The 26068-nt window shown below is 61.2% G+C and carries 22 protein-coding genes; 2 read left to right on the top strand and 20 right to left on the bottom strand.

All coding sequences use genetic code 11. The features are described 5' to 3' along the window. The first annotated feature begins 1 nt into the window (after position 1). Entirely contained in the window at positions 2–775 is a 774-nt protein-coding gene (locus ACIP8I_RS02805) for an enoyl-CoA hydratase (RefSeq protein ID WP_123586292.1), read from the top strand. A 116-nt stretch (positions 776–891) separates the two neighbouring features. Here the strand turns inward: ACIP8I_RS02805 and ACIP8I_RS02800 are convergent, their stop codons facing one another. From ACIP8I_RS02800 to arnB, 14 genes are all read right to left on the bottom strand, one after another. Then, positions 892–2043 (bottom strand): acyl-CoA dehydrogenase family protein, encoded by a 1152-nt coding sequence (locus ACIP8I_RS02800; RefSeq protein ID WP_400758477.1) that lies wholly within the window; start codon positions 2041–2043, stop codon positions 892–894. A gap of 3 nt (positions 2044–2046) precedes the next feature. Continuing rightward, a complete protein-coding gene (locus ACIP8I_RS02795; RefSeq protein WP_400758475.1) occupies positions 2047–3153 on the bottom strand; it encodes an enoyl-CoA hydratase/isomerase family protein in 1107 nt (368 codons plus the stop codon). Between the two features lie 254 nt (positions 3154–3407). Then, the gene (locus ACIP8I_RS02790; protein WP_400758473.1) at positions 3408–4097 is read right to left on the bottom strand and encodes an HPP family protein; all 690 of its coding nucleotides are present in this window, start codon (positions 4095–4097) and stop codon (positions 3408–3410) included. Positions 4098–4251: 154 nt separating this feature from the next. Then, positions 4252–5430, bottom strand: coding sequence for an MFS transporter (locus ACIP8I_RS02785; RefSeq protein ID WP_400758471.1), 1179 nt, complete (start codon positions 5428–5430; stop codon positions 4252–4254). 142 nt (positions 5431–5572) lie between these two features. Further along, positions 5573–6091 (bottom strand): GNAT family N-acetyltransferase, encoded by a 519-nt coding sequence (locus ACIP8I_RS02780; RefSeq protein WP_400758469.1) that lies wholly within the window; start codon positions 6089–6091, stop codon positions 5573–5575. A 79-nt stretch (positions 6092–6170) separates the two neighbouring features. Beyond that, complete coding sequence (locus tag ACIP8I_RS02775) at positions 6171–7769, bottom strand: ArnT family glycosyltransferase (RefSeq protein WP_400758467.1); 1599 nt, start codon at positions 7767–7769, stop codon at positions 6171–6173. Further along, a complete protein-coding gene (locus tag ACIP8I_RS02770; protein WP_186351698.1) occupies positions 7766–9145 on the bottom strand; it encodes a UDP-glucose/GDP-mannose dehydrogenase family protein in 1380 nt (459 codons plus the stop codon). Before ACIP8I_RS02770 ends, ACIP8I_RS02775 begins: the two co-directional genes overlap by 4 nt. Then, the gene (gene arnF / locus ACIP8I_RS02765) at positions 9142–9555 is read right to left on the bottom strand and encodes a 4-amino-4-deoxy-L-arabinose-phosphoundecaprenol flippase subunit ArnF (protein ID WP_400758465.1); all 414 of its coding nucleotides are present in this window, start codon (positions 9553–9555) and stop codon (positions 9142–9144) included. The genes ACIP8I_RS02770 and arnF overlap by 4 nt, the downstream gene beginning before the upstream one ends. Beyond that, entirely contained in the window at positions 9552–9896 is a 345-nt protein-coding gene (gene arnE / locus ACIP8I_RS02760) for a 4-amino-4-deoxy-L-arabinose-phosphoundecaprenol flippase subunit ArnE (RefSeq protein ID WP_183785026.1), read from the bottom strand. The genes arnF and arnE overlap by 4 nt, the downstream gene beginning before the upstream one ends. Continuing rightward, positions 9893–11542, bottom strand: coding sequence for a lipid IV(A) 4-amino-4-deoxy-L-arabinosyltransferase (arnT, locus tag ACIP8I_RS02755; RefSeq protein ID WP_400758463.1), 1650 nt, complete (start codon positions 11540–11542; stop codon positions 9893–9895). Before arnT (ACIP8I_RS02755) ends, arnE begins: the two co-directional genes overlap by 4 nt. Then, entirely contained in the window at positions 11539–12423 is an 885-nt protein-coding gene (gene arnD / locus ACIP8I_RS02750) for a 4-deoxy-4-formamido-L-arabinose-phosphoundecaprenol deformylase (RefSeq protein WP_400758461.1), read from the bottom strand. The genes arnT (ACIP8I_RS02755) and arnD overlap by 4 nt, the downstream gene beginning before the upstream one ends. Beyond that, positions 12423–14414 (bottom strand): bifunctional UDP-4-amino-4-deoxy-L-arabinose formyltransferase/UDP-glucuronic acid oxidase ArnA, encoded by a 1992-nt coding sequence (gene arnA, locus ACIP8I_RS02745; RefSeq protein ID WP_247267606.1) that lies wholly within the window; start codon positions 14412–14414, stop codon positions 12423–12425. The genes arnD and arnA overlap by 1 nt, the downstream gene beginning before the upstream one ends. Continuing rightward, positions 14411–15442, bottom strand: a complete 1032-nt coding sequence (gene arnC, locus ACIP8I_RS02740; RefSeq protein ID WP_400758459.1) for an undecaprenyl-phosphate 4-deoxy-4-formamido-L-arabinose transferase — start codon at positions 15440–15442, stop codon at positions 14411–14413. Before arnC ends, arnA begins: the two co-directional genes overlap by 4 nt. After that, a complete protein-coding gene (gene arnB / locus ACIP8I_RS02735) occupies positions 15439–16587 on the bottom strand; it encodes a UDP-4-amino-4-deoxy-L-arabinose aminotransferase (RefSeq protein ID WP_103367174.1) in 1149 nt (382 codons plus the stop codon). The genes arnC and arnB overlap by 4 nt, the downstream gene beginning before the upstream one ends. 438 nt (positions 16588–17025) lie before the next feature. Between arnB and xerC the strand changes: the two genes are divergently transcribed. After that, complete coding sequence (xerC, locus tag ACIP8I_RS02730) at positions 17026–17916, top strand: tyrosine recombinase XerC (RefSeq protein ID WP_108182683.1); 891 nt, start codon at positions 17026–17028, stop codon at positions 17914–17916. Here xerC and ACIP8I_RS02725 read toward each other — a convergent pair whose 3' ends face one another. The 6 genes from ACIP8I_RS02725 to ACIP8I_RS02700 all read right to left on the bottom strand — a co-directional run bounded on the left by ACIP8I_RS02725 (position 17917) and on the right by ACIP8I_RS02700 (position 25844). Continuing rightward, positions 17917–18975: an ABC transporter ATP-binding protein gene (locus tag ACIP8I_RS02725; protein WP_400758457.1), complete on the bottom strand. Its 1059-nt coding sequence runs from the start codon at positions 18973–18975 to the stop codon at positions 17917–17919. After that, a complete protein-coding gene (locus tag ACIP8I_RS02720; protein ID WP_400758455.1) occupies positions 18972–20567 on the bottom strand; it encodes an ABC transporter permease in 1596 nt (531 codons plus the stop codon). Before ACIP8I_RS02720 ends, ACIP8I_RS02725 begins: the two co-directional genes overlap by 4 nt. Before the next feature lie 3 nt (positions 20568–20570). Beyond that, complete coding sequence (locus tag ACIP8I_RS02715; RefSeq protein ID WP_400758453.1) at positions 20571–21584, bottom strand: iron ABC transporter substrate-binding protein; 1014 nt, start codon at positions 21582–21584, stop codon at positions 20571–20573. 186 nt (positions 21585–21770) lie between these two features. Further along, positions 21771–23288 (bottom strand): ArnT family glycosyltransferase, encoded by a 1518-nt coding sequence (locus tag ACIP8I_RS02710; protein ID WP_400758451.1) that lies wholly within the window; start codon positions 23286–23288, stop codon positions 21771–21773. Beyond that, positions 23285–25006: a lipid IV(A) 4-amino-4-deoxy-L-arabinosyltransferase gene (gene arnT / locus ACIP8I_RS02705; protein WP_400758450.1), complete on the bottom strand. Its 1722-nt coding sequence runs from the start codon at positions 25004–25006 to the stop codon at positions 23285–23287. Before arnT (ACIP8I_RS02705) ends, ACIP8I_RS02710 begins: the two co-directional genes overlap by 4 nt. Positions 25007–25301: 295 nt before the next feature. After that, entirely contained in the window at positions 25302–25844 is a 543-nt protein-coding gene (locus ACIP8I_RS02700) for a histidine phosphatase family protein (protein WP_400758448.1), read from the bottom strand. Between the last annotated feature and the right edge of the window lie 224 nt (positions 25845–26068).

The following is a 26068-nucleotide window of genomic DNA, read 5'->3' as shown; positions in this document are numbered from 1 at the left end:
CATGACTTACGAAACGATTCTGCTGGAAAACCACGGCCGCGTCGGCCTGATCACCCTCAACCGCCCACAGGCGCTGAATGCCCTGAACGCGCAACTGGTCAGCGAAGTGAACCACGCCCTCGACGGCCTGGAAGCGGATGCGAACATTGGTTGCATCGTCATCACCGGTTCGAAGAAAGCCTTCGCTGCCGGTGCCGACATCAAGGAAATGGCCGAGCTGACCTACCCGCAGATCTACATGGATGATCTGTTCAGCGACAGCGACCGCGTGGCTAACCGGCGCAAGCCGATCATCGCTGCGGTCAACGGTTTCGCCCTTGGTGGCGGTTGCGAACTGGCGTTGATGTGCGACTTCATCCTGGCCGGTGACAACGCCAAATTCGGTCAACCGGAAATCAACCTCGGCGTGCTGCCAGGCATGGGCGGCACCCAGCGCCTGACCCGCGCCGTGGGCAAGGCCAAGGCCATGGAAATGTGCCTCAGCGGGCGGATGATCGATGCGGTGGAAGCCGAGCGTTGCGGCATCGTTGCGCGGATCGTGCCGAGCGATGAATTGCTCGACGAGGCGCTGAAGGTGGCGGCAGTGATCGCCAGCAAATCGCTGCCGATTGCGATGATGGTCAAGGAAAGCGTCAACCGCGCGTTCGAGGTCAATCTGACTGAAGGTGTGCGCTTTGAGCGCCGGGTGTTCCACGCGGCGTTTGCCACGCAGGATCAGAAGGAAGGGATGGCGGCGTTTGTCGCCAAGCGTGCGCCGGAGTTTACCGGTAAGTAAAGTTGCGTTCTCACTGACGCTATCGCGGGCAAGCCCGCTCCCACAGGTTTTTCTGGAGTGCACAACTTTTGTGAACGACAGAATTCCCTGTGGGAGCGGGCTTGCCCGCGATGCTTTTACAGCTGATAGTTCTTCAGCTCCCGCGCAATCACCATCCGCTGAATCTCGCTCGACCCTTCATAAATCTGGGTAATCCGCGCATCGCGGTAGTACTTCTCGACCGGATAGTCCTCCAGATAGCCATACCCGCCATGGATCTGAATCGCTGAGGAGCAGACCTTTTCCGCCATCTCCGAGGCGAACAGCTTGGCCTGTGAAGCCTCCGACAGACACGGTTTGCCCGCCGTGCGCAGGCGCGCCGCGTGCAGGATCATCAGGCGCGCCGCGTTGATCTGCATGTGCATGTCGGCCAACAGGTTGGCGATGCTCTGGTGCTCGTTGATCGGTTTGCCGAACTGAATGCGATCGCGGGAATACACCAGCGCCGCTTCAAACGCCGCCCGGGCGATGCCCAAGGCTTGCGCGGCGATGCCAATGCGGCCGCCTTCGAGGTTGGACAGGGCAATCGCCAGACCCTTGCCGCGCTCGCCGAGCAGATTGGCCTCGGGAATGCTGCAGTTGTTCAGGGTCACCGCGCAGGTGTCGGAGGCGCGGATGCCCATTTTGTGTTCGGTGCGATCGACGATGAAACCCGGGGTATCGGTCGGTACAAGGAACGCGGAAATGCCTTTCTTGCCCAGATCCGGATCCGTCACCGCAAACACGATTGCCAGTTTCGCCCGTTTGCCATTGCTGACGAATTGTTTGGCGCCGTTGATCACCCACTGGCCGTCGCGCAGTTCGGCGCGGGTGCGCAGGTTGTGCGCTTCGGAACCGGCCTGCGGTTCGGTGAGGCAGAAGCAGCCAATCGTCTGGCCACTGGCGAGATCCGCCAGCCAGGTCTGTTTCTGCTCCTGGCTGCCGTAATTCATCACCGGCCCACAGCCCACCGAGTTGTGGATGCTCATGAACGCGCCGGTGGCGCCGTCGCCGGCAGAGATTTCTTCCACCGCCAGCGCGTACGCCACGTAATCGACGTAGGTGCCGCCCCATTCCTCGGGCACCACCATGCCGAGCAAACCGAGTTCGCCCATCTTCGCCACCAGTGCGTCGTCGATCCAGCCGGCCTTTTCCCAGGCTTGCGCATGCGGCGCGATTTCGCCACGGGCGAAGTCCCGGGCCATGTCGCGGATCATCACTTGTTCTTCAGTCAGTTCGAGATCGTGCATGGCTTAGCTCCCGCTCTCAGTAAAACCGTGAAAGAAACTCGCGACATGCCCGGCGTCCAGCGCAGCGAGGGTCGGCGGGTTCCAGCGTGGGGTCTTGTCTTTGTCGATCAGCAGGGCACGCACGCCCTCGATCAGGTCGCCGCGTTCGAACCACTGGCGATCCAGATGCAGTTCGAGGGCGAAGCAGTGTTCCAGGCACAACTGACGACCGCGACGCAGCATTTCCAGGGTCACGGCCATTGCCAGTGGCGAGCGGGTCCCCAGCAGGTCAGCGGTGGTGGTCGCCCACTCATGGCTGTCGGCGACGGTGACTGCGCGCAGTTGCTCGACAATGCTCGGTACGTCCGGCAGGGCGAAGAAATGGTCGATGGCCGGGCGCAGTTGCTTCAGCGGCGCATCGGCGAGGGTTTGCACGCCGTTTTTGGCGAGCAGGTTCTGCAGGTCCTTGAGCGGCGTGTCGTGCCATTCCAGATGATCGAGTTGTTCGTCGAGGCTCGACAGTTTGCTGCTGTCGACAAACCAGTCCGCCAGCCCGCAGTACAACGCATCGGCCGCGCGAATCTGCACGCCGCTGACGCCCAGATAGATCCCCAGCTCACCGGGAATCCGCGAGAGGAAATAGCTGCCGCCGACATCGGGGAAATAACCGATCGCCACTTCCGGCATCGCCAGCCGGCTCTTTTCGGTGACCACCCGCAGATCCGCGCCTTGCACCAGGCCCATGCCGCCGCCGAGGACAAAACCGTCCATCAACGCCAGCACCGGTTTGCGGTAGTGATGAAGGGTCAGGTCGAGGGCGTATTCCTCGACAAAGAAATCTTCGTGCAGCGTGTCGCCGCTTTTGAAACTGTCGTACAGCGAACGGATATCGCCACCGGCGCAGAAAGCCTTCTCACCGGCACCGCGCAACACCACGGCGCGCACATTGGCGTCAGTCGCCCAGGCATCGAGTTGCTGCTGCAACTGACGCACCATATCGAGGGTGATGGCGTTGAGACCGGCGGGGCGGTTGAGGGTCAGGTGACCGATGTGATTGCGAACCTCGGCCAGCACTTCGTTTTGCGTGGCATCCATGGACGGGGTCCGCGGGGATGAAGCCTGAGCAGTCATCACTAACTCCCTGCTTTTATTGTCTTTATTCGAGAAGCTCGCGCGCGAGCGTTGACGGATCGTAACAGTGCAAATTTGCCGTGTACAACCGGGATATGTGCAGGGGGAGTTTGCGTTTTTGCAGCAGGTTGAGGATTGCCTTCGTGGCGAGGGAGCTTGCTCCCGCCGGGTTGCGAAGCGGCCCAACACCGCGGGTTTACGACTGCTGCGCAGCCGAGCGGGAGCAAGCTCCCTCGCCACAATGATCCAGGTGGTTATCGGGTGAAAACTTGGCGGATGCTGCGGCGTTTGGCGTGCAGTTCGCTGGCGTGGATCAGTTGTTCGAGGTCTTCGGGGGTGACGTCGATGAACGCTTCCATGTCGGCCAAGGCCAGTTTCAGGTCTTCGGCAGTGATTGCCTGGCTGTCGACCGGGGCAACCACAGGCGCGGGCTCGGACGGGCGTTTCGGGTAGCGGATGCGCGTCAGGTTGTTGTAGGCCAGGGCGCTGAGCAGCATGCAGGCGGCGGCGAACATGACCGGCTCCATGGCTTTCCAGTCCATGGCGATGGTGGCGGGATCGGCCAGCACCAGGGTCAGTGCCAGTGCGCCGGCCGGTGGGTGCAGGCAACGCAGCCAGCACATCAGAATCAGCGCGATGCCCGCCGCCAGGCAGGCGCTGCCCAGGGTTCGGCCGAGGACGTGGGCCACCAGCAACGCGACCACGCTGGCGCATAGGTAGCCGCCGATGATCGACCATGGCTGGGCGAGGGCGCCGGAAGACACAGCAAACAGCAACACCGCTGAAGCCCCCAACGGCCCGATCAGGTGATACGCGACCTCGATGCCGAACACCTGACTGCACGCCCAGACGCTGAACAAAGTGCCCAGCGCCATGCCGATGGCGGCGCGGCTCCATTCGGTGGGGCGGGTGTTGATGGCGGCGGGCAACCAGCGAGCGAGCATGTGAATCGGGTCCTTGCAGTAAATTCGGGGCAAAAAAAAGGACTTGTCCGTTTCGGAAAGTCCTCGAAGCGTTCCAACTATTGGGGGAGGAACGCGCACAGTGTGCCGTGCAAAGTCGATGCTGACAAATTCATATAAATGCTGATTCAGTGCATTATTTTTGAATTGTCGCCACGCGGCGTCCGCTGACAAAACACAAATACCCACCCAACGCCGCCAGAGCGCTCAAGGCGTAGAACATGCTCGGCGCCGGCGTGTGCATTAGAAGGAACCCACACATCACCGGACTCAGCGCACCGCCCAGCGCCGCGAGGTTCTGTGCGCCGTAGTAACTGCCGCGCAGCTCTTCGGGAGCGAGGGTGTCGACGAAGAGGAAATCCGCCGGATAGATGATCATCTCGCCGAGGGTGAAGATGAACATCGCTACGCACCAGCCAACCAGACTGTCGGCCATGCTGAAGCCGATCAGACCGACGATGAACAACGCGGTGCCGCCAGCAATCCAGAACCGCAGGTGCTCACGCTTGAGGAAGCGGCCGATCTGGTATTGCAGCAGGATCACCGTGATCGCGTTGCAGGCGAGCAGGGCGGCCATGGTGTCGAGGGTCTGCTCTTGCGTGTGGGTCACCAGCAGATACTGCGACAGGTACAGGGTGAAGCGCCCGTGAACCAGGGTGCTGAGCAGGCAGCCGAGGGTGAACAGGATCATCGTGCGGTCGTTTTTCAGGATGATCAGGGTGTTCAGGAAACTCTGTGGTGGGCTGGCCTGCGACAGCGGACTGGCCTCACGGGACACGCCCAGCAGCAGAAAAACGCTGCCAGCGGCAATCAGCCCCGCGACGATAAACGGCGCTGAAGGCTGCACCCCGGCAATTACCACGCCGATCATCGGGCCGACGGCGTAGCCAATGTTGGTCAGCGTGTAGTTCAGCGAAAACGCCTTGACCCGCTGGCCGACCGGCAGGTTTTCACTGAGCATCGCTTTGGAACAGATCAGGAACAGCGCCGACGCCGTTTCACTGATGATCAACACCAGCGTGACCAGGTACAGATTCTGCGCGAAGGTCAGCAACATCAGGCCGACACCGCTGGAGAGCATGGTAAGGATCAACAGTTGACGCTTGTCGAGGCGATCAATGATGTAGCCGCCGTACAGCGACAACAGCGTGGCACTGAACACCGCGATGCCCAACAGCAGGCCGACGTCCTGCGGGTTGAGACCCAGTTTGTTGCTGAGGAACAGGGTCAGCAGCGGACTGATCAGGGCACGGCTGATGACGATGCTCAGCGAAGTGATCATCAGTCGGCGGATCAGGCGGGAGTAGGTGGCCACGGCAGTGCAAATGTCCTTATTTTCATGATGAAAAACCGTGTGGGAGCGAGCCTGCTCGCGAATTCCGAGTGTCAGGCGCCAACCCAGTTGACTGACAGGACGCTATCGCGAGCAGGCTCGCTCCTACAAGGGATTTGTCCTGTCAGGGCAATATCAGGTGCATGGCGCAGCGGCGTTCGGCGGCAAAGCCATGCTCGATTTCTTTCTGCAGAGCATCGAGCAAATGCGCTTCGTGCTCACCGGGTGCGACTTCCACAAACCCCATCCGCTGATAAAAAGGCGCATTCCACGGCACGTCGCGAAACGTGGTCAGGGTCACCGCGTGCATTTGCTCACGGCGGGCATGTTCAATCGCGGCCAGCAGCAGTTGACGGCCCACGCCTTGACCCTGAGACGCGAGGCTGACCGACAGTTCTTCAATGTGCAGTTGGTTGTCGAAATCCAGCGCGCGGATAAACCCTGCGAGCTGCGCCGAGGTGTTTTCGGCGACCCAAACGTGGGCATTTTCGATGGCTTGGCGGTGTTGCGCGGCGCTGGCCACGTCGGTGTCGGCAAGCCAGGCGAGGGTCGGATCTGTGCGAAACAGCTCGGCGGCCGAGCGCTCAATGGCGGGGAGGGCGGCGGCATCATTCTGCCGCGCCCGGCGTACAACAAAACTCATGGTAAAAATCCCTGTAGGAGCTGCCGCAGGCTGCGATCTTTTTCCTGAAAGCGCAAAAGATCGCAGCCTCAATCAGTTCCTACAAGGGCTTCAGATACAACAGCACGTATTCGTTCTTGTCGAAACTGCCCGTCAGCACCGGTTGCAGACCCGCCAGCGAGGTGCCCTGCAGCGATTGCAAGTCCTTGCTGTCCATCATCAACCACGCCGGCCCCTTGAGCGCTTCGAGTTGCTGCACCGTTTCGGTGAACTGCGGTTGCAGGTCCTGCTCGACGTTGACCATGAACTTGATCGCCTTGGCGTCTTTGCCCATGCCGTGCAGCACCAGCGGGGCCGGGTTCTGCTGCACCTGCGCAAAGGCAGCACGACTGAACGCCTGCGTGTCGTACAGACGTCGCTCCACCGGTTCGAACACCGCGGCATACACCGTCCACAAGGCTAACACCGAGCACAGCGCCAACACTTCGGCCCGCCAGCGCGGGATCATCAGACGCGACAACGCGAGCAATTGCAGAACGCCGAGTACGATCAGCACCAGAGTGATGCCGTCGAGTTGCTCGGGAAAGCGGCGTTTGGCAACCAGCAGGGCCACCATCAACAGCCCCGGCGTCACCAGCCAGATGCCTTGAATCACCCCGCGCAATACGCGGAACACCCGACCGTGCAGGACCTGGAACGGGTACGCCGCGATGATCGCCGCCATCGGCAACATCGGCAGCAGGTAACGCGCCTTCTTCGCCTGTGGAATCGACAAGCCGACCATGACGATCAGCCCGGCGGCGGCGCAGTACTGCACCAGACGCAAGGCCGGCCCGCGCTGATGCGGCTTGCTCAGCCAGGTCGCGGCCAACACCAGGATCGCCAGCGGATACGACAGTGCGTAGTTGCCCAGGGAACTGGTGAAGTAATACAGCGAACCGCTAACGCCTTCACTGCCGTCCATGCGCCCCATGAACTGCATGCGGATCACGTCCTGCAGGAACGCTTCGCCACCGCTGAGTTTCGCCAGCCACAACAGCAGGCTTACACACGCTGCGAGTAACACAGAAGCGATCACGCCGAACACGAAGAGGCGTTTCCACTCGCGGTTGAGCAGGTAGTAACTGCAGAGCATGCCGGTCGGTATCACCAAACCTATGGGCCCGCGAATCCCGAAGCCCAGCAACAGCAGGACAAAGATCAGCGGCCAGCGCCGGCGCGAGCCGAAGTGGTCGTGCGCGTAACCCAGATAAAACACCGACAGCGCCACGGCGGCGAGCATCAGGTCTTGCGACACCGCGCGCACTTCGGTGACGAAGGTGCTGGTGAGCATCAGCAACGCAATGCTGATCAGCGCCCAGCGCTGCGAATGCACTGCCAGCAAACGGTACATCAATGTCACGATCACGCCGCCGGCAATCGCGCTCGGCAGCCATGCCGTCAGGGTGTTGACCGCGCCGAAGGGCAGCGACAACAACCAGATGAACAGCGTCGAGAGCGCCGAATAGTCGGCGTACGGCTGGCCGTAGGTGGTCGGGAAAACGGTTGGCCCGTGTCGCAACATCTCCTGGGCAAACAGTACGAAGCGTGAGTCAAAGCCAATGGGAGCCTGTCCGTAAACCCCGGCGATGAACAGCAACAGCGCCAGCAGCCCTGCGATCAGGGACTGCCGGCGGATGACAGGCGACAACGTGATCAAGCGACGTCCGCGGTGTTAGGCCACTGCTGCAGCGGCATCGGCAGTTTGCGCGAATCACCACGGCCGATCGGGAAGTACTTGAAGCCGTTGCGCGCCAGACGCTCGGCGTCGTACAGGTTGCGGCCGTCGAAGATCACCGGGGCTTTCAGGCGTTGCTCGATCAGGTCGAAGTCCGGCGCCTTGAACTGCTGCCATTCGGTGCAGATGATCAGCGCATCGGAACCCGCCAGCACCGATTCCGGGGTGCCCATCAGCATCAGTTTTTCTTCGTTCGGATACAGATGCTGGGTTTCCTGCATCGCCTCCGGGTCGAATGCGCGCACGCTGGCGCCGGCAGCGAACAGCGAATCGAGCAGCACGCGGCTCGGTGCGTCGCGCATGTCATCGGTATTCGGCTTGAACGCCAGGCCCCACAGGGCGAAGGTCTTGCCGCGCAGATCACCCTTGTAGAACGCGTTGATGCGGTCAAACAGCTTGTGCTTCTGCCGCTCGTTGATCGCTTCGACCGCTTGCAGCAGGTCGCTGGAGCAATGTGCCTGCTCGGCGCTGTGGATCAGCGCGCGCATGTCTTTGGGGAAGCACGAACCGCCATAACCGCAGCCCGGGTAGATGAAGTGGTAACCGATGCGCGTGTCGGCGCCGATGCCCTGACGCACCGACTCAATGTCGGCGCCCAGGTGTTCGGCCAGTTCGGCGATCTGGTTGATGAAGCTGATCTTGGTCGCCAGCATGCAGTTGGCGGCGTATTTGGTCAGCTCGGCGCTGCGCAGGTCCATGAACATGATGCGGTCATGGTTGCGGTTGAACGGCGAGTACAGGTCGCGCATCACGTCGCGTACTTCGTCACCTTCGCAGCCGATGACGATGCGGTCCGGACGACGGCAGTCAGACACCGCCGAACCTTCCTTGAGGAATTCCGGGTTGGAGACGATATCGAACTGCAGTTCACGACCGGCCTTGTCGAGCGCGGCCTGGATGTGCGCACGCAAGGTGTCGCCGGTGCCGACCGGTACGGTGGATTTCTCCACCAGAATCAGCGGCTGCTCCCGGTGGCGCGCCACGGCGTCACCCACCGACAGCACGTATTTCAGATCGGCCGAGCCGTCTTCGCTGGACGGTGTACCGACAGCGATGAACGCCACGCGACCGTGCTGAACAGCGAGTTTTTCATCGGAAGTGAAATGCAGGCGGCCGGAGTCCAGGCCTTCGCGCACCAGGCTCGACAGGCCCGGTTCAAAAATGCTGACGTGCCCCTGGCGCAGCAGTTCGACTTTCTTCTGATCGATGTCCATGCACACGACGTCGTGACCGACTTCGGCCAACACGGCGGCCTGCACCAGGCCGACATAACCGCTACCAAATACTGTGATTTTCATGGAGCACTCCTGAATTCGGGCGCACGAGACGGACGAGTGTTAATAGTGATGACCCCGAGCATGACCAGTGCCACGCCCAGCGATTTAGTGAAACTGAAGGATTCGTTGAACAGCGGCAGACTGGCCGCCAGCAGGTACACCAGCGCATAGCTGATGCTCAGCAGCGAATAGGCCCGCCCCAGCGGCAGATCGCGCAAGGCCGCGAGCCAGCAGAGCATCGACAGGGCGTAGGCGAAAATCGCCGCCAGCACCACGGCCAATGCCGCCAGATCAACGTTGCCGGCGCTCAGCGCCGTCAGCCATTGTTCCGGTTGCGGCAGGCGCGTCATGCTCCAGCGCATGCCCAGTTGCGCGCCACTGACCAGCATGACGCTGCCCAGAGCAAAACCGATTCCCCGTGCCTGGTTCATGACTGTTGCCCCAGCAAAACCACGCCGCCGATCACCAGCGCCACGCCCAGCCAATGCTGGCGGTCGATGGGCTCGCGGAAGACGAAGCGGGCGATCAGGGTGATCAGCACGAAGTTGAGGCTGAGCATCGGGTAAGCGATGCCCACTTCAAGACGTTGCAACACCAGCAGCCAGACCAGCAGCCCGCTGCCGAGTGAAAACAGCGCCAGCCACAACCATGGCGAACGCAGTTTGGCGGCCCAGGACGAATCAACGCCGCGCCAGCTCTCGACGGCGAATTTCTGCGCGACTTGCCCCAGGCAGGTCAGCAGACACGCCGTCAGTAACAGCAACCAACTCATGATGGATCCTTGGGCAGCACCATGATCACCAGATTGCCCGATTCGTAACGGGTACCGTCCTTGGGCAGCAGGTCCAGCTCTTCGAGCTCGTCCTGACCCTTCACGCGCATCAGCACGCCGACCGAGCCGCTGCGGCGCGCTTCACGTACCCATTGTTGAACGTTGTCCTTGGTGAGTCGGCGTTCAGCGCCTTCCGGGTAGGACAGACCGTATTTGAGTTCGCCGACCGTGTTGTACAGCGCGACCTCTGGTTGTTTCATGCGCCAGGCCAGCGCTGCCGCCGCGCCCAGATCATTGCTCAGCAGGTGCGTGGCGCCGGACAGTTCGGTGACGTGGTGCCGGATGAACTGATCCGGAGTCTTGTTGGCCACCACCGACTTGGGCAATGCCGCCGGCAGGATCCCGGCCAGCAACAGACTGCCCAGCGCCGGTGCCGCCCAGCACTGCAACGGCAGGAACGCTTGCGCCAGGTTGGCGATGATCCAGCCGATCAGGGCGATGAACACCAGTACCAGGCTGTGCAGTTCGTGGTCGTACACCGGTTTGTTCAATTGCAGGTAAACCAGCGCGATCAGCGTGACCACACCCAGCAGCAGGTTCAGCAGGCCGTTGATTCCCAGCGCCCGACCTTGTTCCAGACGCAAGCGATCAGCCAGCGCATTGCCCAGCAGCAGTGCCAATGGCAACAGGCACGGCAGGATGTAGGTCGGCAGCTTGCCGTTGCTCAGGCTGAAAAAGCCCAGCGGCAACCACAGCCACAACAGCAGGAAAACCATGTTCGGCTGGGCCCGGGTTTGCCAGGCTTGCTTGAACGCGGTCGGCAACAGGCCAACCCACGGCAGACTGAACGCCACCAGCAGCGGCAAGTAGAACCACCACGGTGCATCGTGCTGCGCATCGTCACCGGCAAAGCGCCGGATGTGTTCGTGCCAGAAGAAGAACCGCCAGTAATCCGGTTCCTGTGCGTGCACCGCCAGCGCCCACGGCAAGCTGACGATGATCGCGATGGCGATCGCCACCGGGCCGAACACCAGCAGTTCACGCCAGCGTTTCTGCCAGAGCATCCACGGCAACGCGATCAGTACCGGCAGCAACCAGGCGAGAAAGCCCTTGGTCATGAAACCCATGCCGCAGGCCAGCCCCAGCAGCGCCCAGGCGCCCAGCCGTTGCCCGGTGCTGCGGCTGTCGAGCGCAAACCACAGCGCGACCAGGCTCAGGTTGACCCAGAAGGTGAATTGCGGATCGAGGTTGGCGTACCCGGCCTGACCGGCGACGACGGTGAAGCTCATATAGAGCAGGGCGCAGACGAAGCTCTTGCGCGGATCGTTCCATAGCCTGCGCGCGACCAGGTAGGCCAGCAGCACACTCAACGCCGTGCTGAGGGCCGAGGCGAAGCGCACGCCGAACAGGTTTTGTCCGAACAGTTCCTGGCCGATGGCGATCATCCAGTAGCCGGCAATCGGCTTCTCGAAATACCGCAGACCCATGAAATGCGGCGACACCCAGTTGCCACTGAGCAGCATGTCCTGGCTGATCTGTGCGTAACGGGTTTCGTCGGGGATCCACAGGCCATGGGTGCTCAACGGCAACAGATAGGCCAGCAGACAGAGGCCGACCAACAGCGGCAGTGCCCAGCGTCTGGTCATGCGCCTTGCACTCCCAGCCAGCCTTCACGGCCTTCGAGCACACCGCGTTGCACGCGGCCCACGGGCAGGGTGTTGAAGAACTCGGGCAACAAGTCGCCCAGCGGTTTGAAGTCAATATTGCGCTGGCGTGCATCGGCCAGCAATTGACGAAAGTCCTGAGCCATCAGAATCCCTTCTACTTCGGCATGAATGGTGTAGACGTTGAGTGCTAGCGGCTGGAACCGGTCGAGGATGAAGGCGTTGAAGTCCTTCGCCGCCACGTGCGGGCCGACGACTTCGTCGAAGGTCGGCAGGTCCACTGGAATCTGCGGCGTGCCCGGTGTGCCGTCCGCCAGCAGCGGACGGAACAGGCTCTGCCCGCGGCAATCGCTGTTATAGCGAAAGCCGAAGGTCTGCTTGGCCTCGATCACGCGCTCGTCCGCACGCCAACCGGCGGCGGCCGAACACTGGATCTTTTCCCCGAGGATGTCGCTCAAGGTGTCGACGCCGCGCCGGATCTGTTCGATCAGTTGCGCGTCGCTCCAACGGCCAGCGTTGGCCTGCCAGCCATGGTGATCCCAGGCGTGCAGGCCGACTTCGTGACCGGCGTCCCGGGCCTGACGCATCAGGTGCCCGAGATCACGGCCAATCGGTTTGCCGGGCCAGGCAGTGCCGGCCAGCAAAATGTCCCAGCCGTAGAGGCCGGCAGCGTTGGAACGGAGCATTTTCCAGAGGAACTGCGGGCGGATCAGGCGCCACAGATGTCGACCCATGTTGTCCGGGCCGACACTGAAGAAAAACGTTGCCTTGACCTGCGCCTCGTCGAGCATCTCCAACAGTCGCGGCACACCTTCACGGGTGCCGCGGTAGGTGTCGACATCGATACGAAGACCTGCCTGCATTACTTCTTGTCCGCGATTTCGAGCATGGCTTCACGCAGGAAGAAGTCCAGGGTGTTACCGATGGTCTCGCGCATTTCCACGGTCGGTTCCCAGTTCAGCAGGCGCTTGGCGTTGGCGATGCTTGGCTTGCGGTGTTCCACGTCCTGGTAACCGGCGCCGTAGAACGCCTTGCTTTCCACGTCGCGGAAACCGGCGAACGGCGGGAAGTTGTGGCGCAGCGGGTGCGCTTCGAACTGACGCAGCAGCTCTTCGCCCAACTGACGGATGCTGGCTTCGTTGTCCGGGTTGCCGATGTTGATGATCTGGCCGTTGCACACGTCGTTGTCGTTATCGATGATGCGCGCCAGTGCCTCGACGCCGTCAGCGATGTCGGTGAAGCAACGCTTCTGCTCGCCACCGTCAAACAGACGGATCGGCGTGCCTTCCACCAGGTTGAGGATCAACTGGGTGATGGCGCGGGAGCTGCCGATACGCGCCGAATCCAGACGATCCAGACGCGGGCCCATCCAGTTGAACGGACGGAACAGGGTGAAGTTCAGGCCCTTGGCGCCGTAAGCCCAGATCACGCGGTCCAGCAGTTGCTTGGAGACCGAGTAGATCCAGCGCTGCTTGTTGATCGGGCCAACGATCAGGTTCGAGCTGTCTTCGTCGAAGTTCTTGTCCTGGCACATGCCATAGACTTCGGAGGTCGACGGGAAGATCACGCGCTTGTTGTACTTGACGCAGTAGCGCACCAGCTTGAGGTTTTCCTCGAAGTCCAGTTCGAATACGCGCAGCGGGTTGCGGGTGTATTCGATCGGGGTGGCGATGGCCACCAGCGGCAGGACCACGTCGCACTTCTTGATGTGGTACTCGATCCACTCGGAGTGAATGCTGATGTCACCTTCGACGAAGTGGAAGTTCGGGTGGCTGCGCAGACGGTCGATGGCGTCGGAGCCGATGTCCAGACCGTAGACTTCGTAGCGGTCGTCACGCAGCAGGCGCTCGGACAGGTGGTTACCGATGAAGCCGTTGACGCCCAGGATCAGCACACGAGTGCGACGTGGCGCACGACCGGATTCGGCGCCGCGCAGCAGCGAGCCATCCACCAGACCCAGTTCATTGGCCAGTTGCGGGCCGCTGAGGTACAGGCCGTTGTCGTTGCGCTGACCGGCGTTGATCACCAGCGAGTCCTGACCGCAGGCAATACGCAGCGGATCGACGCTGATCACGCGGCCTGGCGCCTGGCCTTCGTTGCCCTTGACGACGTCGGCGCTCCAGACGATCAGCTTGTGCTCGCCCACGGCGCAGAAGGCGCCCGGGTAAGGACGGGTGACGGCGCGCACCAGGTTGAACAGTTCTTCGGCCGGTTTGGCCCAGACCAGTTTGCCGTCCGCCGGGGTGCGACGACCGAACACGGTGGCTTTCGATTCGTCTTGCGGGGTTTCAGTGATCTTGCCTTGCAGCATGTTCGGCAGGGTGTCGCGCAGCAGGTCGCTGGCGGCGGTGCGCAGTTTGGCGTGCAGGGTCAGACCGGTGTCGCTGCGCTCGATGGCAACGCGCTGCTGGGCAACGATGGCGCCGGCATCAGCGCGCTTGACCATGCGGTGCAGGGTGACGCCGGTTTCGGTTTCGCCGTTGACCAGCACCCAGTTCGCCGGAGCGCGGCCGCGATAGCGTGGCAGCAGCGAACCGTGCAGATTGAACGCGCCTTTTTTGGCCAGGGCCAGCAGTGGTTCGCTCAGCAGGTTGCGGTAGTAGAAGGAGAAGATGTACTCCGGGTCCAGCTTGGCGATGCGCTCGATCCACAGTGGGTGGTTGGCGTCTTCCGGTGCGTGGACCGGGATGCCTTTGTTGGCGCACAGTTGTGCAACCGACGCATAGAACGCGTTTTCCTTCGGATCATCGGCGTGAGTGAACACTGCTGCAATGTCATAGCCGCTGTTGAGCAGGGCTTCAATGCCGGCGCAGCCAATATCGTGGTAGGCGAAGACAACAGTTTTTGCACTCATGAGAGAACCTGATCGGAAGTGGAAGAAGTAGCGGTAGAAGAAAGACCATCAACGGTGACGGCAGGGGCCGGAGCGGCCGGTTGGCTGCGCAACACCTTTTCGATGAAGAAACGTGGGCGGGCGCGCACATCGCTGTACATGCGGCCGAGGTATTCACCCAGCAGGCCCATGCCGATGAACTGGCCACCGGTGAACACGAACAGCACGGCGAACAGCACGAACATGCCGTCACCGGCCCAACCGGCACCGAACGCCAGACGCAAGACAATCAACGCCATCGCGAACAGCACGCCCAGTCCGGCCATGGCGAAGCCGACGATGCTGAGCAAGCGCAGTGGGGTGGTGGTCATGCAGGTGACCAGATCGAACATCAGGTTGATCAGGCGCATCGGGCTGTATTTCGAGTCGCCGTGTTCACGCTCGGCGTGGGCCACGACGATTTCGGTGGTGTGACGGGCGAAGCTGTTGGCCAGGATCGGGATGAACGTGCTGCGTTCGCGGCAGGCGAGCATCGCGTCGATGATGGTGCGGCGGTAGGCGCGCAGCATGCAGCCGTAGTCGCTCATGGCGACGCCGGTGGAGCGTTGCACGGCGAGGTTGATCAGCTTCGACGGATAACGGCGCAGTGCCGAGTCCTGACGATTGCCGCGCACGGTGCCGACCACGTCGTAACCTTTTTCGGCTTCGGCCACCAGCCGTGGGATTTCCTCCGGCGGGTTCTGCAGGTCGGCGTCGAGGGTGATCACCACGTCGCCCTTGCACTGCTCGAAACCGGCCATGATCGCGGCGTGCTGACCATAGTTGCGGTTGAGAATGACCGCCACGAACGGGCTGTTTTCGCGCCCGGCGGCTTCTTCAAGCATGTTGGCCGACTCGTCGCGGCTGCCGTCGTCGACCAGCACGATTTCGAAATCGTGATTCAGTTGGCGGCAGGCCGCCTCGGTACGACGCAGCAGCTCGGGCAGGCTTTCCTGTTCGTTGTAGACCGGGATGACGATCGACACGCTACGGATTGGATAAGGTTTCACAGGCGTTTTTCCATGATTTGAGCGATGGCACCGACCACCCGGTCAAGGTCTTGACCGGTCATGTCGGGGAACAGCGGAATCGAGCACAGCCGCGCCGAGTTCCATTCGGTGTTGGGCAGGTAGAGGTCGGGGTCACGCTGGCGATACCAGGTGTGCAGGTGGGTGGCGATGAAATGGATACCGGTGCCGATGCCCTGATCCTGCAACGCCTTCATGAAGGCTTCGCGATCCATGCCGCAACGCTCGCTGTCGATGCGCAGGATGAACAGGTGCCAGGCGTGTTGCTGGGCATAGGCGGGCAGGGCCAGCGGTTGCACCGGCAGGCCTTCGAATTTTTGCAGGTAGCTGGTGGCCAGTTCGGTGCGCCGGGCGTTGATTTCGTCCAGACGTTGCAGTTGCACCAGGGCAATCGCGGCGTTGATGTCGGCCAGGTTGTACTTGAAGCCCGGCTCCATCACTTGCGCCTGCGGCTTGCGGCCACCGGTCAGACGGTCATAGGCGTCAACGCCCAGGCCGTGGAATTTGAGCATGCGCACGCGGCTGGCGAGCGCTTCGTCGTCGGTGACGAACATCGCGCCTTCGGCACAGGTCATGTTCTTGATCGCATGGAACGAGAAGATCGCCGTGCCTTGCGAGCCGACGTGGCGCCCCTTGTAGCGGGTGCCGGCGGCGTGGGCGGCGTCTTCGATGACCGGGATGCCGTGCTTGTCGGCCAGGGCGTACAGCGGATCGAGATCGAATGCAGCACCGGCATAGTGCACCGGAATGATTGCCTTGGTTCGCGGGGTGATGGCCGCTTCAATGCGCGCAGCGTCGGTCATCAGCGTGTCGCGGTCGACGTCGACGAATACCGGTTTGGCGCCCAGCAGGGAGATCATGTTGGCGGTCGAAACCCAGGTCTGCGACGGGGTGATGACTTCGTCGCCCGGGCCGATGCCCAAGGCCAGCAGGGTGATGTGCATGCCGCCGGTGGCCGAAGACAAGGCCACCGCGTGCTTGCAACCAACATACTGCGCAAACTGCTCTTCGAGTGCCTGGTTTTTCGGCCCCGTGGTGATCCAGCCCGAGCGCAACACCTGCTCGACAGCGGCAATTTCCTCATCGCCAATACTTGGGCGGGAGAAGGGGAGAAACGCCTGACTCATGGGCACCTCATTGCAAAAAATAAAAGGATGGACTCACGTAACTGTTGGATCCAACCACAGCGTAGACACAGAAAAGCGCTCCTGCATCAATAACTTGGCAAAAAAAGCATGACGTCGGGGATTGATTGACTTTTCACGATTTGCCCGGCAGGTTGGGGCATAGCCACTACCGAACCTATGGGAATTAAGGTTATGCCGGTTTTTGTGAAAGGAACATGAAAAACCGGTTGGCGAATCGTTTATCTGTCACTTATACAGCCGCTGTTCAGGCTTCTGCCGTCCATCGCAGTTTTTTGTCGGACAGTGCCGCTCAAGTACCTTCTTTACTTCAAGTACATTGCATTTGTTAGTTGTTGTAGTGCTGTACATTTTTTACTCAAGGTTTAACGTTTGATTGATTTAGTTGCTGCAACCCTCGACGCTCCAAAAGCCAACCCGATGAGCCTGTACCTCGCGCGTTTGGCGCCCTCCAGCCAATTGACCATGCGTTACGTGCTGCAAGATGCGGCCGATCGCCTGGGCTTTGAAGACATGAATGTCGAAGAGATTCCCTGGCATGCCTTGCAACCGGAAGATGTTGTTGCACTGGTCGCTGCATTACGCGCAGACAACTACGCACCGAACACTTCTTCGTTGTATGTGAATGCGGTGCGCGGGGTGATGAATGAGGCCTGGCGCATGAGTCTGATCAGCCAGGAACATCTTCTGAAGATGCGTTCGGTCAAGGGCATCGCCGGCACGCGGCTGTCCCAGGGGCGCAATCTCAAGCGCACGCTGATTCACGAATTGATGGAAGTCTGTGCCGCCGACCCACGCCCGCAGGGCCTGCGTGATGCAGCAATCATCGCGTTGCTGTACGGCACCGGCATGCGCAAGTCGGAATCGGTGGACCTGGATCTGAATCAGGTCGACTTCACAGAACGCAGCCTGTGCGTCACTGCCAAGGGCAACAAACAGTTGATCAAATACGCACCGGCATGGGCCTTCAGCAAGCTCGACGCGTGGCTCGAACTGCGCCGTTCCCAGCTCAAGGAAGGCGAGAGCGACGATGCCTTCCTGTTCAACCGCATTCGCCGTGGCAGCCACATCACCCGTGAGCGCATTACCAAACACGCGATTTACTACATCGCTCGTCAGCGCGGCACGCAGGTCGGGGTGAAGATCATGCCCCACGATTTCCGTCGCTCGTTCATCACTCGGGTGATCGAGGAGCACGACCTGTCGATCGCGCAGAAACTGGCGCATCACAGCAACATCCAGACCACCGCCAATTACGATGTGCGCGATGACAACGAGCGGCGGCGGGCGGTGGATCGCTTCGACCTCTGATCAGCTCAGACCAAACACATGCGCCGCACCGAGTACCGATAGCTGCACCGCGCTGCCGGCGGGCGGCGCGTGCATGCCGGAGCTGCGCACCAGAATCGAACGGGCCGGATCCTGAGTCGCGGATGAGCTCAGTTCAACCGTCAACGTGCAGGTATTGCCGGCGAAATCACGGTCGGTGACCAGCGCATGGCAGCCTGGGCCGTCAGACGCCAGTTCGGCGATCTGCAATTGCTCGGGGCGCAGCATGATCTGTGCGGTGCCGCTGAAGCCGTTGCTGTTCACTGCCACCTGACCCAGATCGCAATGCGCCCAACCGGCCTCGATTCGTGCTGGCAGGACCACCGCTTCGCCGAGAAAGTGCGCGGTCTGTTCATCCTGCGGATAGCGGTAGAGATCCATCGGGTGCCCGGACTGCACCAGCCGGCCGCTGCGCATCACCGCCAATTGATCGGCAAACGACAACGCTTCGCTCTGATCGTGGGTCACCAGAATGGTGGTGACGCCGGCGTCTTCGAGCAGGCGCGCGACCATTTTGCGCATGGCACTGCGCAAACCGGTGTCGAGGGCGGAAAACGGCTCGTCGAGCAGCATCAACCGTGGCTGTTGTGCCAGAGCACGGGCTAGCGAGACCCGCTGTTGCTGGCCACCGGACAATTCGTGCGGCCAACGGTTGGCCATGTTGGCATCGAGGGCGACGCTGTCCATCAATTCCTGAATGCGTTGATGGCGCGCGGCACCGGTCAGCGCCAGGCCAAAACCGATGTTCGCCGCCACCGTCATGTGCGGGAACAACGCACCGTCCTGCGGGACGTAGCCGATCTGTCGTTGATAGGCCGGTACTGCGTGGCTGCGATCGACCAGCGTCTGGCCGTTGAGGGTGAGGCTGCCGCTGTCGGGAAACTCGAAGCCGGCGATCATCCGCAGCAGCGTGGTCTTGCCGGAACCGGAGGGGCCGACGATCACCGTGCGGCTGCCGGTCGGCACGTTGAGGCTGACGTCATCGAGCGCCTTCTGCGCGCCGAAGGTTTTACTGAGGTTGAGCAGTTCGAGAGCGTTCATCGGCCAGCGGTACGCCTGGATTGGTGATAGAGGATGGCCGTCAGCGGCAGGGAAAGCAGGATCATCAGCAGCGCATACGGCGCTGCGGCGGCGTAATCGATTTCGCTGGTCATCGCCCAGAAACCGGTGGCGAGGGTGCGCGTGCCGTTGGGCGCGAGCAGCAGGGTCGCGGTCAGCTCATTGGTGATTGCCAGAAACACCAGCGCCGCACCTGCCGCCGCACCGGGAGCCGCCAGGCGCACGGTGATCAGCCACAATGCGCGCACGGGTGAGCGGCCGAGACTTTGCGCGATGTTTTCCAGCTCCACCGGGGCCTGGGCGAAACCGGCGCGCAAGCTGACCAGCGCGCGCGGCAGGAACATCAGCAGGTAGGCCAGCAGCACGGTAATGGTGGTCTGGTAGATCGGCCGGGCGAAATGAATGGTTACGGTGACCAATGCCAGCGCGACGACAATGCCGGGCAGCGAACTGGTGATGTAATTGCAGCCTTCCAGCAAGCGCTGCAGTTTGCCCGGCGAGCGGATCGACAGCCACGCGATGGGAATCGCCGCGACACTGGTCAGCAACGCGCCGGCCACCCCGTAAGACAAGGTCTGCAGCAAGGCCGGCAAAAGTTCGTCGCCTTCCCAGACCTGTACACCACCGGCCACCAGCCAGCGGCCCAGCGTGAGCAACGGCACACCGAGTGCCAGCAGGCAGGTCAAGGTTTGCAGCAATAAAGCCAGGGTTGTCACGCCTCGGCTCAGTTGCACGCTGCGCTGATCCCGGGCGCTGCCGGAACCGACTCGCGCATAGCGGGCGTTGCCACGGGCGGCAGATTCGGCGGTGAGCATCGCCAGACAGCACAGCGCCAGGACCCCGGCGAGCATGTTGGCCGCCGGGCCGTTAAACGTCGATTTGAACTGATCGAAGATCGCCGTGGTGAAGGTGTCAAAACGGATCATCGCGTACAAACCGTACTCGGCCAGCAAATGCAGACCGACCAACAACGCGCCACCGCAGATTGCCAAGCGCAATTGCGGCAACACCACCCGAAAGAACACCGCCCACGGCTTGAGTCCCAAAGATTGCGCGACGTCTTCAATTGCCGGATCGAGACGACGCAAGGTCGCGGCAATCGGCAAGTAAAGAAACGGAAAATAGGCGATCACCGACACCAGCACACCAGCCGGCAGACCGTGGATCGACGGAACCAGGCTGACCCACGCGTAACTGTGGACGAACGCCGGCACGGCCAGTGGAGCCACCGCCAGCACTGACCACAGGCGTCGGCCGGGCAGGTTACTGCGTTCGGTCAGCCAGGCCAGGGTGGTTCCGAGCAGGATGCACAGTGGCAGGGTGATCAGCACCAGCAGCACGGTATTGATCAGCAATTCGCCGACCCGCGGGCGAAAGATCAGAGCTTCGATGGTCGCCCAGCCGGTGTACCACGCCACGCCGATCACGAACGCAATCGGCAGCAGGGACAACAACGACACCAGCACCGCCGAGCTCACCACCCACGAACTGCCACGCCCGGCCAGCGTTCGGGGCGGGTGGAGGAGGCTGGCGGCGGCCGTCGCAACGGCCGGTGCAGGCAAGGTTTCGGGCATCACTCAGAGCAATCCGGCCTGGGTCATCAGCTCGACGGCTTTTTTGCTGTCGAGGGTCGACGCATCGACTTTCGGCGCGTCGAGGGTTTTCAGCGGAGTCAGCTTCGGATTGGACGGCGCGTCTTTACCCACGGCGTATTCGAAGGAGGTGCCGGTTTCGAGGACTTCCTGACCTTGCTTGCTGGTGATGTATTTGACGAACTTCTGCGCTTCATCCTGATGCTTGCTCGATGCCAGCACGCCGGCGCCGGAGGTACTGACGAACGCGCCCGGATCCTGATGTTTGAAGTAGTACAGCCTGGTGTTTTTGCTGTTTTCGCCGGTCTTGGACTGATCGACGAAGCTGTAATAGTGGTAGATCACACCGCTGTCGATCTGCCCGGCGTTCACCGCTTTCAGTACCGCGCTGTTGCCGCGATAGATCGTGGCGTTGGTCTTCATGCCCTTGAGCCATTCCAGGGTGGCGGCTTCGCCTTTCTGTTGCAGGACGGCGGCGACGATCGCCTGGAAATCCGCGCCGGCCGGGGAGGCGGCCCAACGACCTTTCCAGGCCGGGGTGGCGAGGTCGAGCAGGGATTTGGGCAGGTCTTTTTCAGTCAGTTTGCTCGGGTTGTAGACGAACACGGTGGAACGGGCGGCGATGCCGACCCAATTGCCGTGGGCCGGACGGTAGGCGGAATCGACTTGCTCAAGGGTCGCGGGCGCCAGCGGGGCGAACAGTTTGGCGTTGTCCACCAGCACCATGGCCGGGGAGTTTTCGGTTAGGAATACGTCTGCCGGCGAGGCGGCGCCTTCCTGCACCAGCTGGTTGCCCATCTCGGTGTCATCGCCGTTGCGGATGGTCACCGGAATGCCGGTTTCCTCGGTGAACCCGGCCACCCAGGCCTTGGTCAGGGTTTCGTGCTGGGCGTTGTAAACCACCAGACCCACCGAGTCGGCGGCAAATGCCTGCCAGGTGCCGAGCAACGCGGTGGCCAGCAAGGCGCGCTTGAAGAAGGATGGAAGGCGTGGATTCATTCGGGCAGCTCCTGTTTTCAGACGTTATGAGCAAACCCTCGCAGGAAACAATGCGAACGATTTGCAAGTGTCGAGTCGCGGCAATGTAGGGTGGCAAATGAGAAAAAAACGTCAAAGAAGCCGTTAATACTTGTCATTGCCATTCAAATTTACCGCGACTCTCTCCTTTTGTCTTAACGTCATTGCTCAGGAGTGGGGAATGTAAGCCACGCTCTGGTCTGCACGCCCGTGGAATACCTGTTCGCCACGGGTCGGGGTGGTGGTGATGACCTGATGATCAGCCTTCAGCGCATCGAGTGGCACGGCGTCACCGGAGCGGTATTGCGCCACGAAAATCGTGCGTTGCGGATCCCAATGTTCACCGCTGGTGCGTTGCAGCCAGGCGATCAGCGCGGCTGTGTCGCCATTGTGCGGGAAGTCCTCGATCGTTTCCGGCACGTAGTAGAACGGTGCACCACCGGTTTGCAGGTACATCGGTACTTTGTTGTCGACCTCGATCATGACCATGCGCCATTGATTCAATGGTGCCTGCTGACTGGCCTGTTCGCGAACCTGCTCGCCGAAACGGATGACACCGCCGCCGCTGTTGGTCCACGGGTAAAGCACACCCAGTACCGCAGCAAGCAATACAGTGGTGACAGCGAAACCGATCTTCAGCCCACGGCCTTCGCTGTTGCGGGCGGCCATGCGCCGGGTCACCCACCAGGCACCCAGCAATTGCGCGAAGGGCACCAGCGGCAAGACGTAATAGCTGCGGCGACTGCCACTGGCGGTGAAGAACAGCATCAGCAGCGCGAGCCCTTGAATCAGCCAACGGGTATCCGGTTCGATGTGCTTCCAGTTGCGCGCGGCCACCCACAAGGCGATCAACCAGCACGGTGCCCAGGGCAGGGTGTAAACCGGCAGGTAGATCAAGTAGGTGTAAATCGGCCCGAACTGATCGAACGGCTGGAAAAACCGCACGACGTTTTCACGCAGCACCAGACCGAGGCCGCTTTGTTCGTAGTTGGGCGCACCGTAGAGGTGAGACAACAGGAACGGCGCCATGTAAAACGCCCCGGCGATCAACAGCGCGCCGAACAGTCGCAAGTTCAGGTGACATTTCCAGCGGTGTTCGCTGAGCAGGTGTGGCAGCAACACCAGCCCCGGCAGGATGAAACCGATCAGGCCCTTGAACAGCGATGTCAGCGACAGCAGGCCGAAGAACACCACGTAGCGCCAGAAGCGGGTGTCATCCGGGCCGCGCCAATACCACCAGACGGCCGCCAGCACACCGCAGACGGTGAGAATGTCGGCGGTGGCCACCCGCGCCCAGAACACGAAGTAGAACGTGGTCGCCAGCATCCAGCCGGCGATCAGCCCGGTGCCTTTGCGAAACAGTTGCTCGCCGAGCAGATACACCAGCCACACGCTGAACCACGCGGAAATCACCGATGACAGGCGCAACGACCAATGCCCCAGTCCGCCGGTGAACCAGGAGGTCGCGGTGATCAGCCAGTACGACAGCAGCGGTTTGTCGTAATAAGGACTGCCTTTGAGATAGGGATCGAAATAGTCGCCGCTTTGCAGCATCTGCAAGGCGATGTTGGCCCAGCGGGTTTCCGGCCCCCACAGCTCGCGACTGCCCAGGCCGAGCAATAACAGCAGGGCAGTCGCCGCCAGCAGAAGCAGCAACTGCCTCCGTTCAGTCCTGGTCCGGGTCATGGCTGGCTCTGGCTGAAGATGAGGATCTCGATCTGACCGCGACGGTAGTGCTTGCCGTCGATGGGCAGCAGTTCAAGTTGCTGCGCATCCGAGGTGCTGTTGACCCGCATTACCACGCCGACCGAGCCTTTTTTGCGTGCTTCGCTCATCCATTGGCCAACACCTTCCAAGCTGACCTTGCGTGAAGCCATGGCCGGGTCATCGAGGCCGTACTTGAGCTCGCCAACGGTGTTGAACAGGTCGACTTGCGGACGACGCAAACGCCAGGACAGCGCGGACGCAGCGCCCAGGTCATTACTCAGCAACGAGCTGGTTTCGCTCAGTTCCTGTTGGTGTTCGGCAATGAACTGATCCGGCATCTTGCTGTTGACGATGGTCGCCGGCATCGCCGCTGGCAGCAGTGCGACAAGCAGGCCGATGCCCAACGCCGGCATCGCCCACAGCGTCAGCGGGCGCAAGGCTTGCAGTGAACCGGAAATCAGCCAGCCGAGCAGCACGATATAGCCCAGCGAGAGGCTGAACATCTCGGTGTGTTCGTAAATTTCACGGGTCGCTTGCAGATAAATCAGCGCGACCAGTGCGGCAATGGCCAGCATCACGTTGACCACACCGTTGATGCGTAAGACGCGGCCGTTCTGGTCAGCTATCCAGTTCATCACGGTGTAGCCCATCAACAGAGCCAATGGCAGCAGGCACGGCATGATGTAAGTCGGCAGTTTGCCGCTGCTCGCGCTGAAAAAAGCCAGCGGCAGCAGGAACCACAAGGCGAGGAAGGCGATTTTCGGATCGCGCTTTTCCCGCCAGGTACGCAGCAGCGTCGAAGGCAACAGCAGTGCCCACGGCAAGGTGGACGCAAACAGCAGCGGCAGGTAGAACCACCATGGTCGTGCGTGCTGTGCGTCTTCACCGGCGGCGAAGCGGCGGATGTGTTCGTGCCAGAAGAAGAACCGCCAGAAATCCGGTTCACGGGCATGTACGGCCAGTGCCCATGGCACACTGACCAGCGCGGCCACCGCCACGGCAACCAGTCCATAACGCACCAGTTCACCGAAGCGCCGTTGCCAGATCATGTAGGGCAGGGCGATCAGCACCGGCAGCATCAGGGCGAGGAAACCTTTGGTCATCAGGCCCATGCCACAAGCGAATCCCAACAAAGCCCAGCTGCCCAGGCGCGCGCGCGGGGTGTTGCTGTCGATGGCAAACCAGATCGCCACCAGACTCAGGTTGACCCACAAGGTGAACTGCGGATCGAGGTTGGCATAGCCGGCTTGTCCTGCAATCAGGCCGAAGCTCATATAAAGGAGGGCGCACGCGGCGCTGATTCGCGGGTTGTTCCACAGGCGCCGGGCCAACAGGTAGGCCAGCCACACGCTAACCCCGGAGCTGAGTGCCGAGGCGATACGCACACCAAACAGGTTTTCACCGAAGATGGCCTGGCCGATGGCGATCATCCAGTAGCCGGCAATCGGTTTTTCGAAGTAGCGAATGCCCATGAAGTGCGGCGCCACCCAGTTGCCGCTCTGCAGCATTTCCTGGCTGATCTGGCCGTAACGGGTTTCATCGGGAATCCACAGACCGTGAGTCATCAGCGGCAGCAGATAAAACACCACGAATGCCAGCACCAGACCGGGTATCGCAAAGCGTTCGATCAGGCTGCTCTGGTGGAGGCGCGGCAAATTCAACGCCGCATGATGCAGCGGTTTGTTCTCAGACGTCATGACTGGACCCTGGTGCAGTACAAAGTGTGCGTTTCAGTGACGGCCTGGCAATTTCCGTTGCAGGCGCGGCACTGGGTTGAATGAATGCAGAGGCGAGCACGGCCGATGGGCGTGTCCTGCATTCAGAGAACGGGTCTGCTTCCAGCGTTAAGTTCTCCTTGAGAAGACAAGCTTTAAATTTAATTTTTTCCAGTTCTGGAAAGTAAAAAACATTTCTTATTACAAATTTCATACACGGCAATACCTTGTGCCAGAGCATTGGCCGGGCCGTTTGTTGTCGACTAAGTTTTGATGATTACTTGGCCAGTCGTTGCCAGCCTTCGGGATTCATGATGCCGATGACTTCAAGTTTTCCTTGCGCATCTATCCGGGCCAAAACAGTGCTGCCATATTCGGCGGCGACCGCGCGCGGGTAACCGGTCTGCCGTTCGAAATCGGCGATGCAGCCGCTGTGGGTCACCAGGATCATGTTCTGCCCTGGGGTCTTGTGTGCCACCAACTCATCGCGCATCGTCGGGCCACAGGTTTCCAGCCATTCCGCGGCCACGGCATCGTGGCCGAGCATGTAATGCGCAGTCTGCAGGGTGCGCGTCAACGGGCTGCTGAAGAACTGGGTCTTTTCCAGGCCCAGTTGCGTAAAGCCACGGCCTACCTGGGCTGCAGCAATGCTGCCAGCCTGGGTGATACCGTCTGCCGGGCCCAGACAGGGATTGGTCGAGCGGTCGCAACGTTCGGTATGTCGCACCAGTGCGACGACCTCACCGGCCTGCCAGGCCTTCACCCATTCCTGGGTAGCCGACGCACTGGCATAGCGCAGGTTGGCGGGCGAGCGTTGCATCCAGACGAAGCCGCAAATCAGTGTAATCAACAGCAAACCGACAGCAATGATTGCCCAGGTGCGCGGACGAGACAGATCCCATCGCCTGGACGCTGATTGTACGTGTACTAATTCAACCACGACGTTGCCCCTTGTCATTCCCGAGTTCCACTCAGTACACGCACAGTGCAACGTAAGCTCCAGGAGGTTAGTTACTTTACGGTGGTCTACTTGAATGGCTGCTG

Source organism: Pseudomonas sp. NPDC088414, assembly GCF_044753325.1.
Lineage (GTDB): Bacteria > Pseudomonadota > Gammaproteobacteria > Pseudomonadales > Pseudomonadaceae > Aquipseudomonas.
Note: the sequence above shows the minus strand (reverse complement) of the source record. Positions and strands in the feature narration are given on the sequence as shown.

What these genes read in the sequence shown, in the direction of transcription:
- arnT (WP_400758463.1), bottom strand. Translation starts at nt 11,542, where the DNA reads ATGACCAGACGCTGGGCACTGCCGCTGTTGGTCGGCCTCTGTCTGCTG.
- arnF (WP_400758465.1), bottom strand. Translation starts at nt 9,555, where the DNA reads ATGAACCAGGCACGGGGAATCGGTTTTGCTCTGGGCAGCGTCATGCTG.
- arnA (WP_247267606.1), bottom strand. Translation starts at nt 14,414, where the DNA reads ATGAGTGCAAAAACTGTTGTCTTCGCCTACCACGATATTGGCTGCGCC.
- arnT (WP_400758450.1), bottom strand. Translation starts at nt 25,006, where the DNA reads ATGACGTCTGAGAACAAACCGCTGCATCATGCGGCGTTGAATTTGCCG.
- arnD (WP_400758461.1), bottom strand. Translation starts at nt 12,423, where the DNA reads ATGCAGGCAGGTCTTCGTATCGATGTCGACACCTACCGCGGCACCCGT.
- ACIP8I_RS02790 (WP_400758473.1), bottom strand. Translation starts at nt 4,097, where the DNA reads ATGCTCGCTCGCTGGTTGCCCGCCGCCATCAACACCCGCCCCACCGAA.
- ACIP8I_RS02795 (WP_400758475.1), bottom strand. Translation starts at nt 3,153, where the DNA reads ATGACTGCTCAGGCTTCATCCCCGCGGACCCCGTCCATGGATGCCACG.
- ACIP8I_RS02725 (WP_400758457.1), bottom strand. Translation starts at nt 18,975, where the DNA reads ATGAACGCTCTCGAACTGCTCAACCTCAGTAAAACCTTCGGCGCGCAG.
- arnB (WP_103367174.1), bottom strand. Translation starts at nt 16,587, where the DNA reads ATGAGTCAGGCGTTTCTCCCCTTCTCCCGCCCAAGTATTGGCGATGAG.
- ACIP8I_RS02720 (WP_400758455.1), bottom strand. Translation starts at nt 20,567, where the DNA reads ATGCCCGAAACCTTGCCTGCACCGGCCGTTGCGACGGCCGCCGCCAGC.
- ACIP8I_RS02770 (WP_186351698.1), bottom strand. Translation starts at nt 9,145, where the DNA reads ATGAAAATCACAGTATTTGGTAGCGGTTATGTCGGCCTGGTGCAGGCC.
- ACIP8I_RS02715 (WP_400758453.1), bottom strand. Translation starts at nt 21,584, where the DNA reads ATGAATCCACGCCTTCCATCCTTCTTCAAGCGCGCCTTGCTGGCCACC.
- ACIP8I_RS02700 (WP_400758448.1), bottom strand. Translation starts at nt 25,844, where the DNA reads ATGCAACGCTCGCCCGCCAACCTGCGCTATGCCAGTGCGTCGGCTACC.
- ACIP8I_RS02710 (WP_400758451.1), bottom strand. Translation starts at nt 23,288, where the DNA reads ATGACCCGGACCAGGACTGAACGGAGGCAGTTGCTGCTTCTGCTGGCG.
- arnE (WP_183785026.1), bottom strand. Translation starts at nt 9,896, where the DNA reads ATGAGTTGGTTGCTGTTACTGACGGCGTGTCTGCTGACCTGCCTGGGG.
- xerC (WP_108182683.1), top strand. Translation starts at nt 17,026, where the DNA reads ATGAGCCTGTACCTCGCGCGTTTGGCGCCCTCCAGCCAATTGACCATG.
- ACIP8I_RS02800 (WP_400758477.1), bottom strand. Translation starts at nt 2,043, where the DNA reads ATGCACGATCTCGAACTGACTGAAGAACAAGTGATGATCCGCGACATG.
- ACIP8I_RS02780 (WP_400758469.1), bottom strand. Translation starts at nt 6,091, where the DNA reads ATGAGTTTTGTTGTACGCCGGGCGCGGCAGAATGATGCCGCCGCCCTC.
- ACIP8I_RS02805 (WP_123586292.1), top strand. Translation starts at nt 2, where the DNA reads ATGACTTACGAAACGATTCTGCTGGAAAACCACGGCCGCGTCGGCCTG.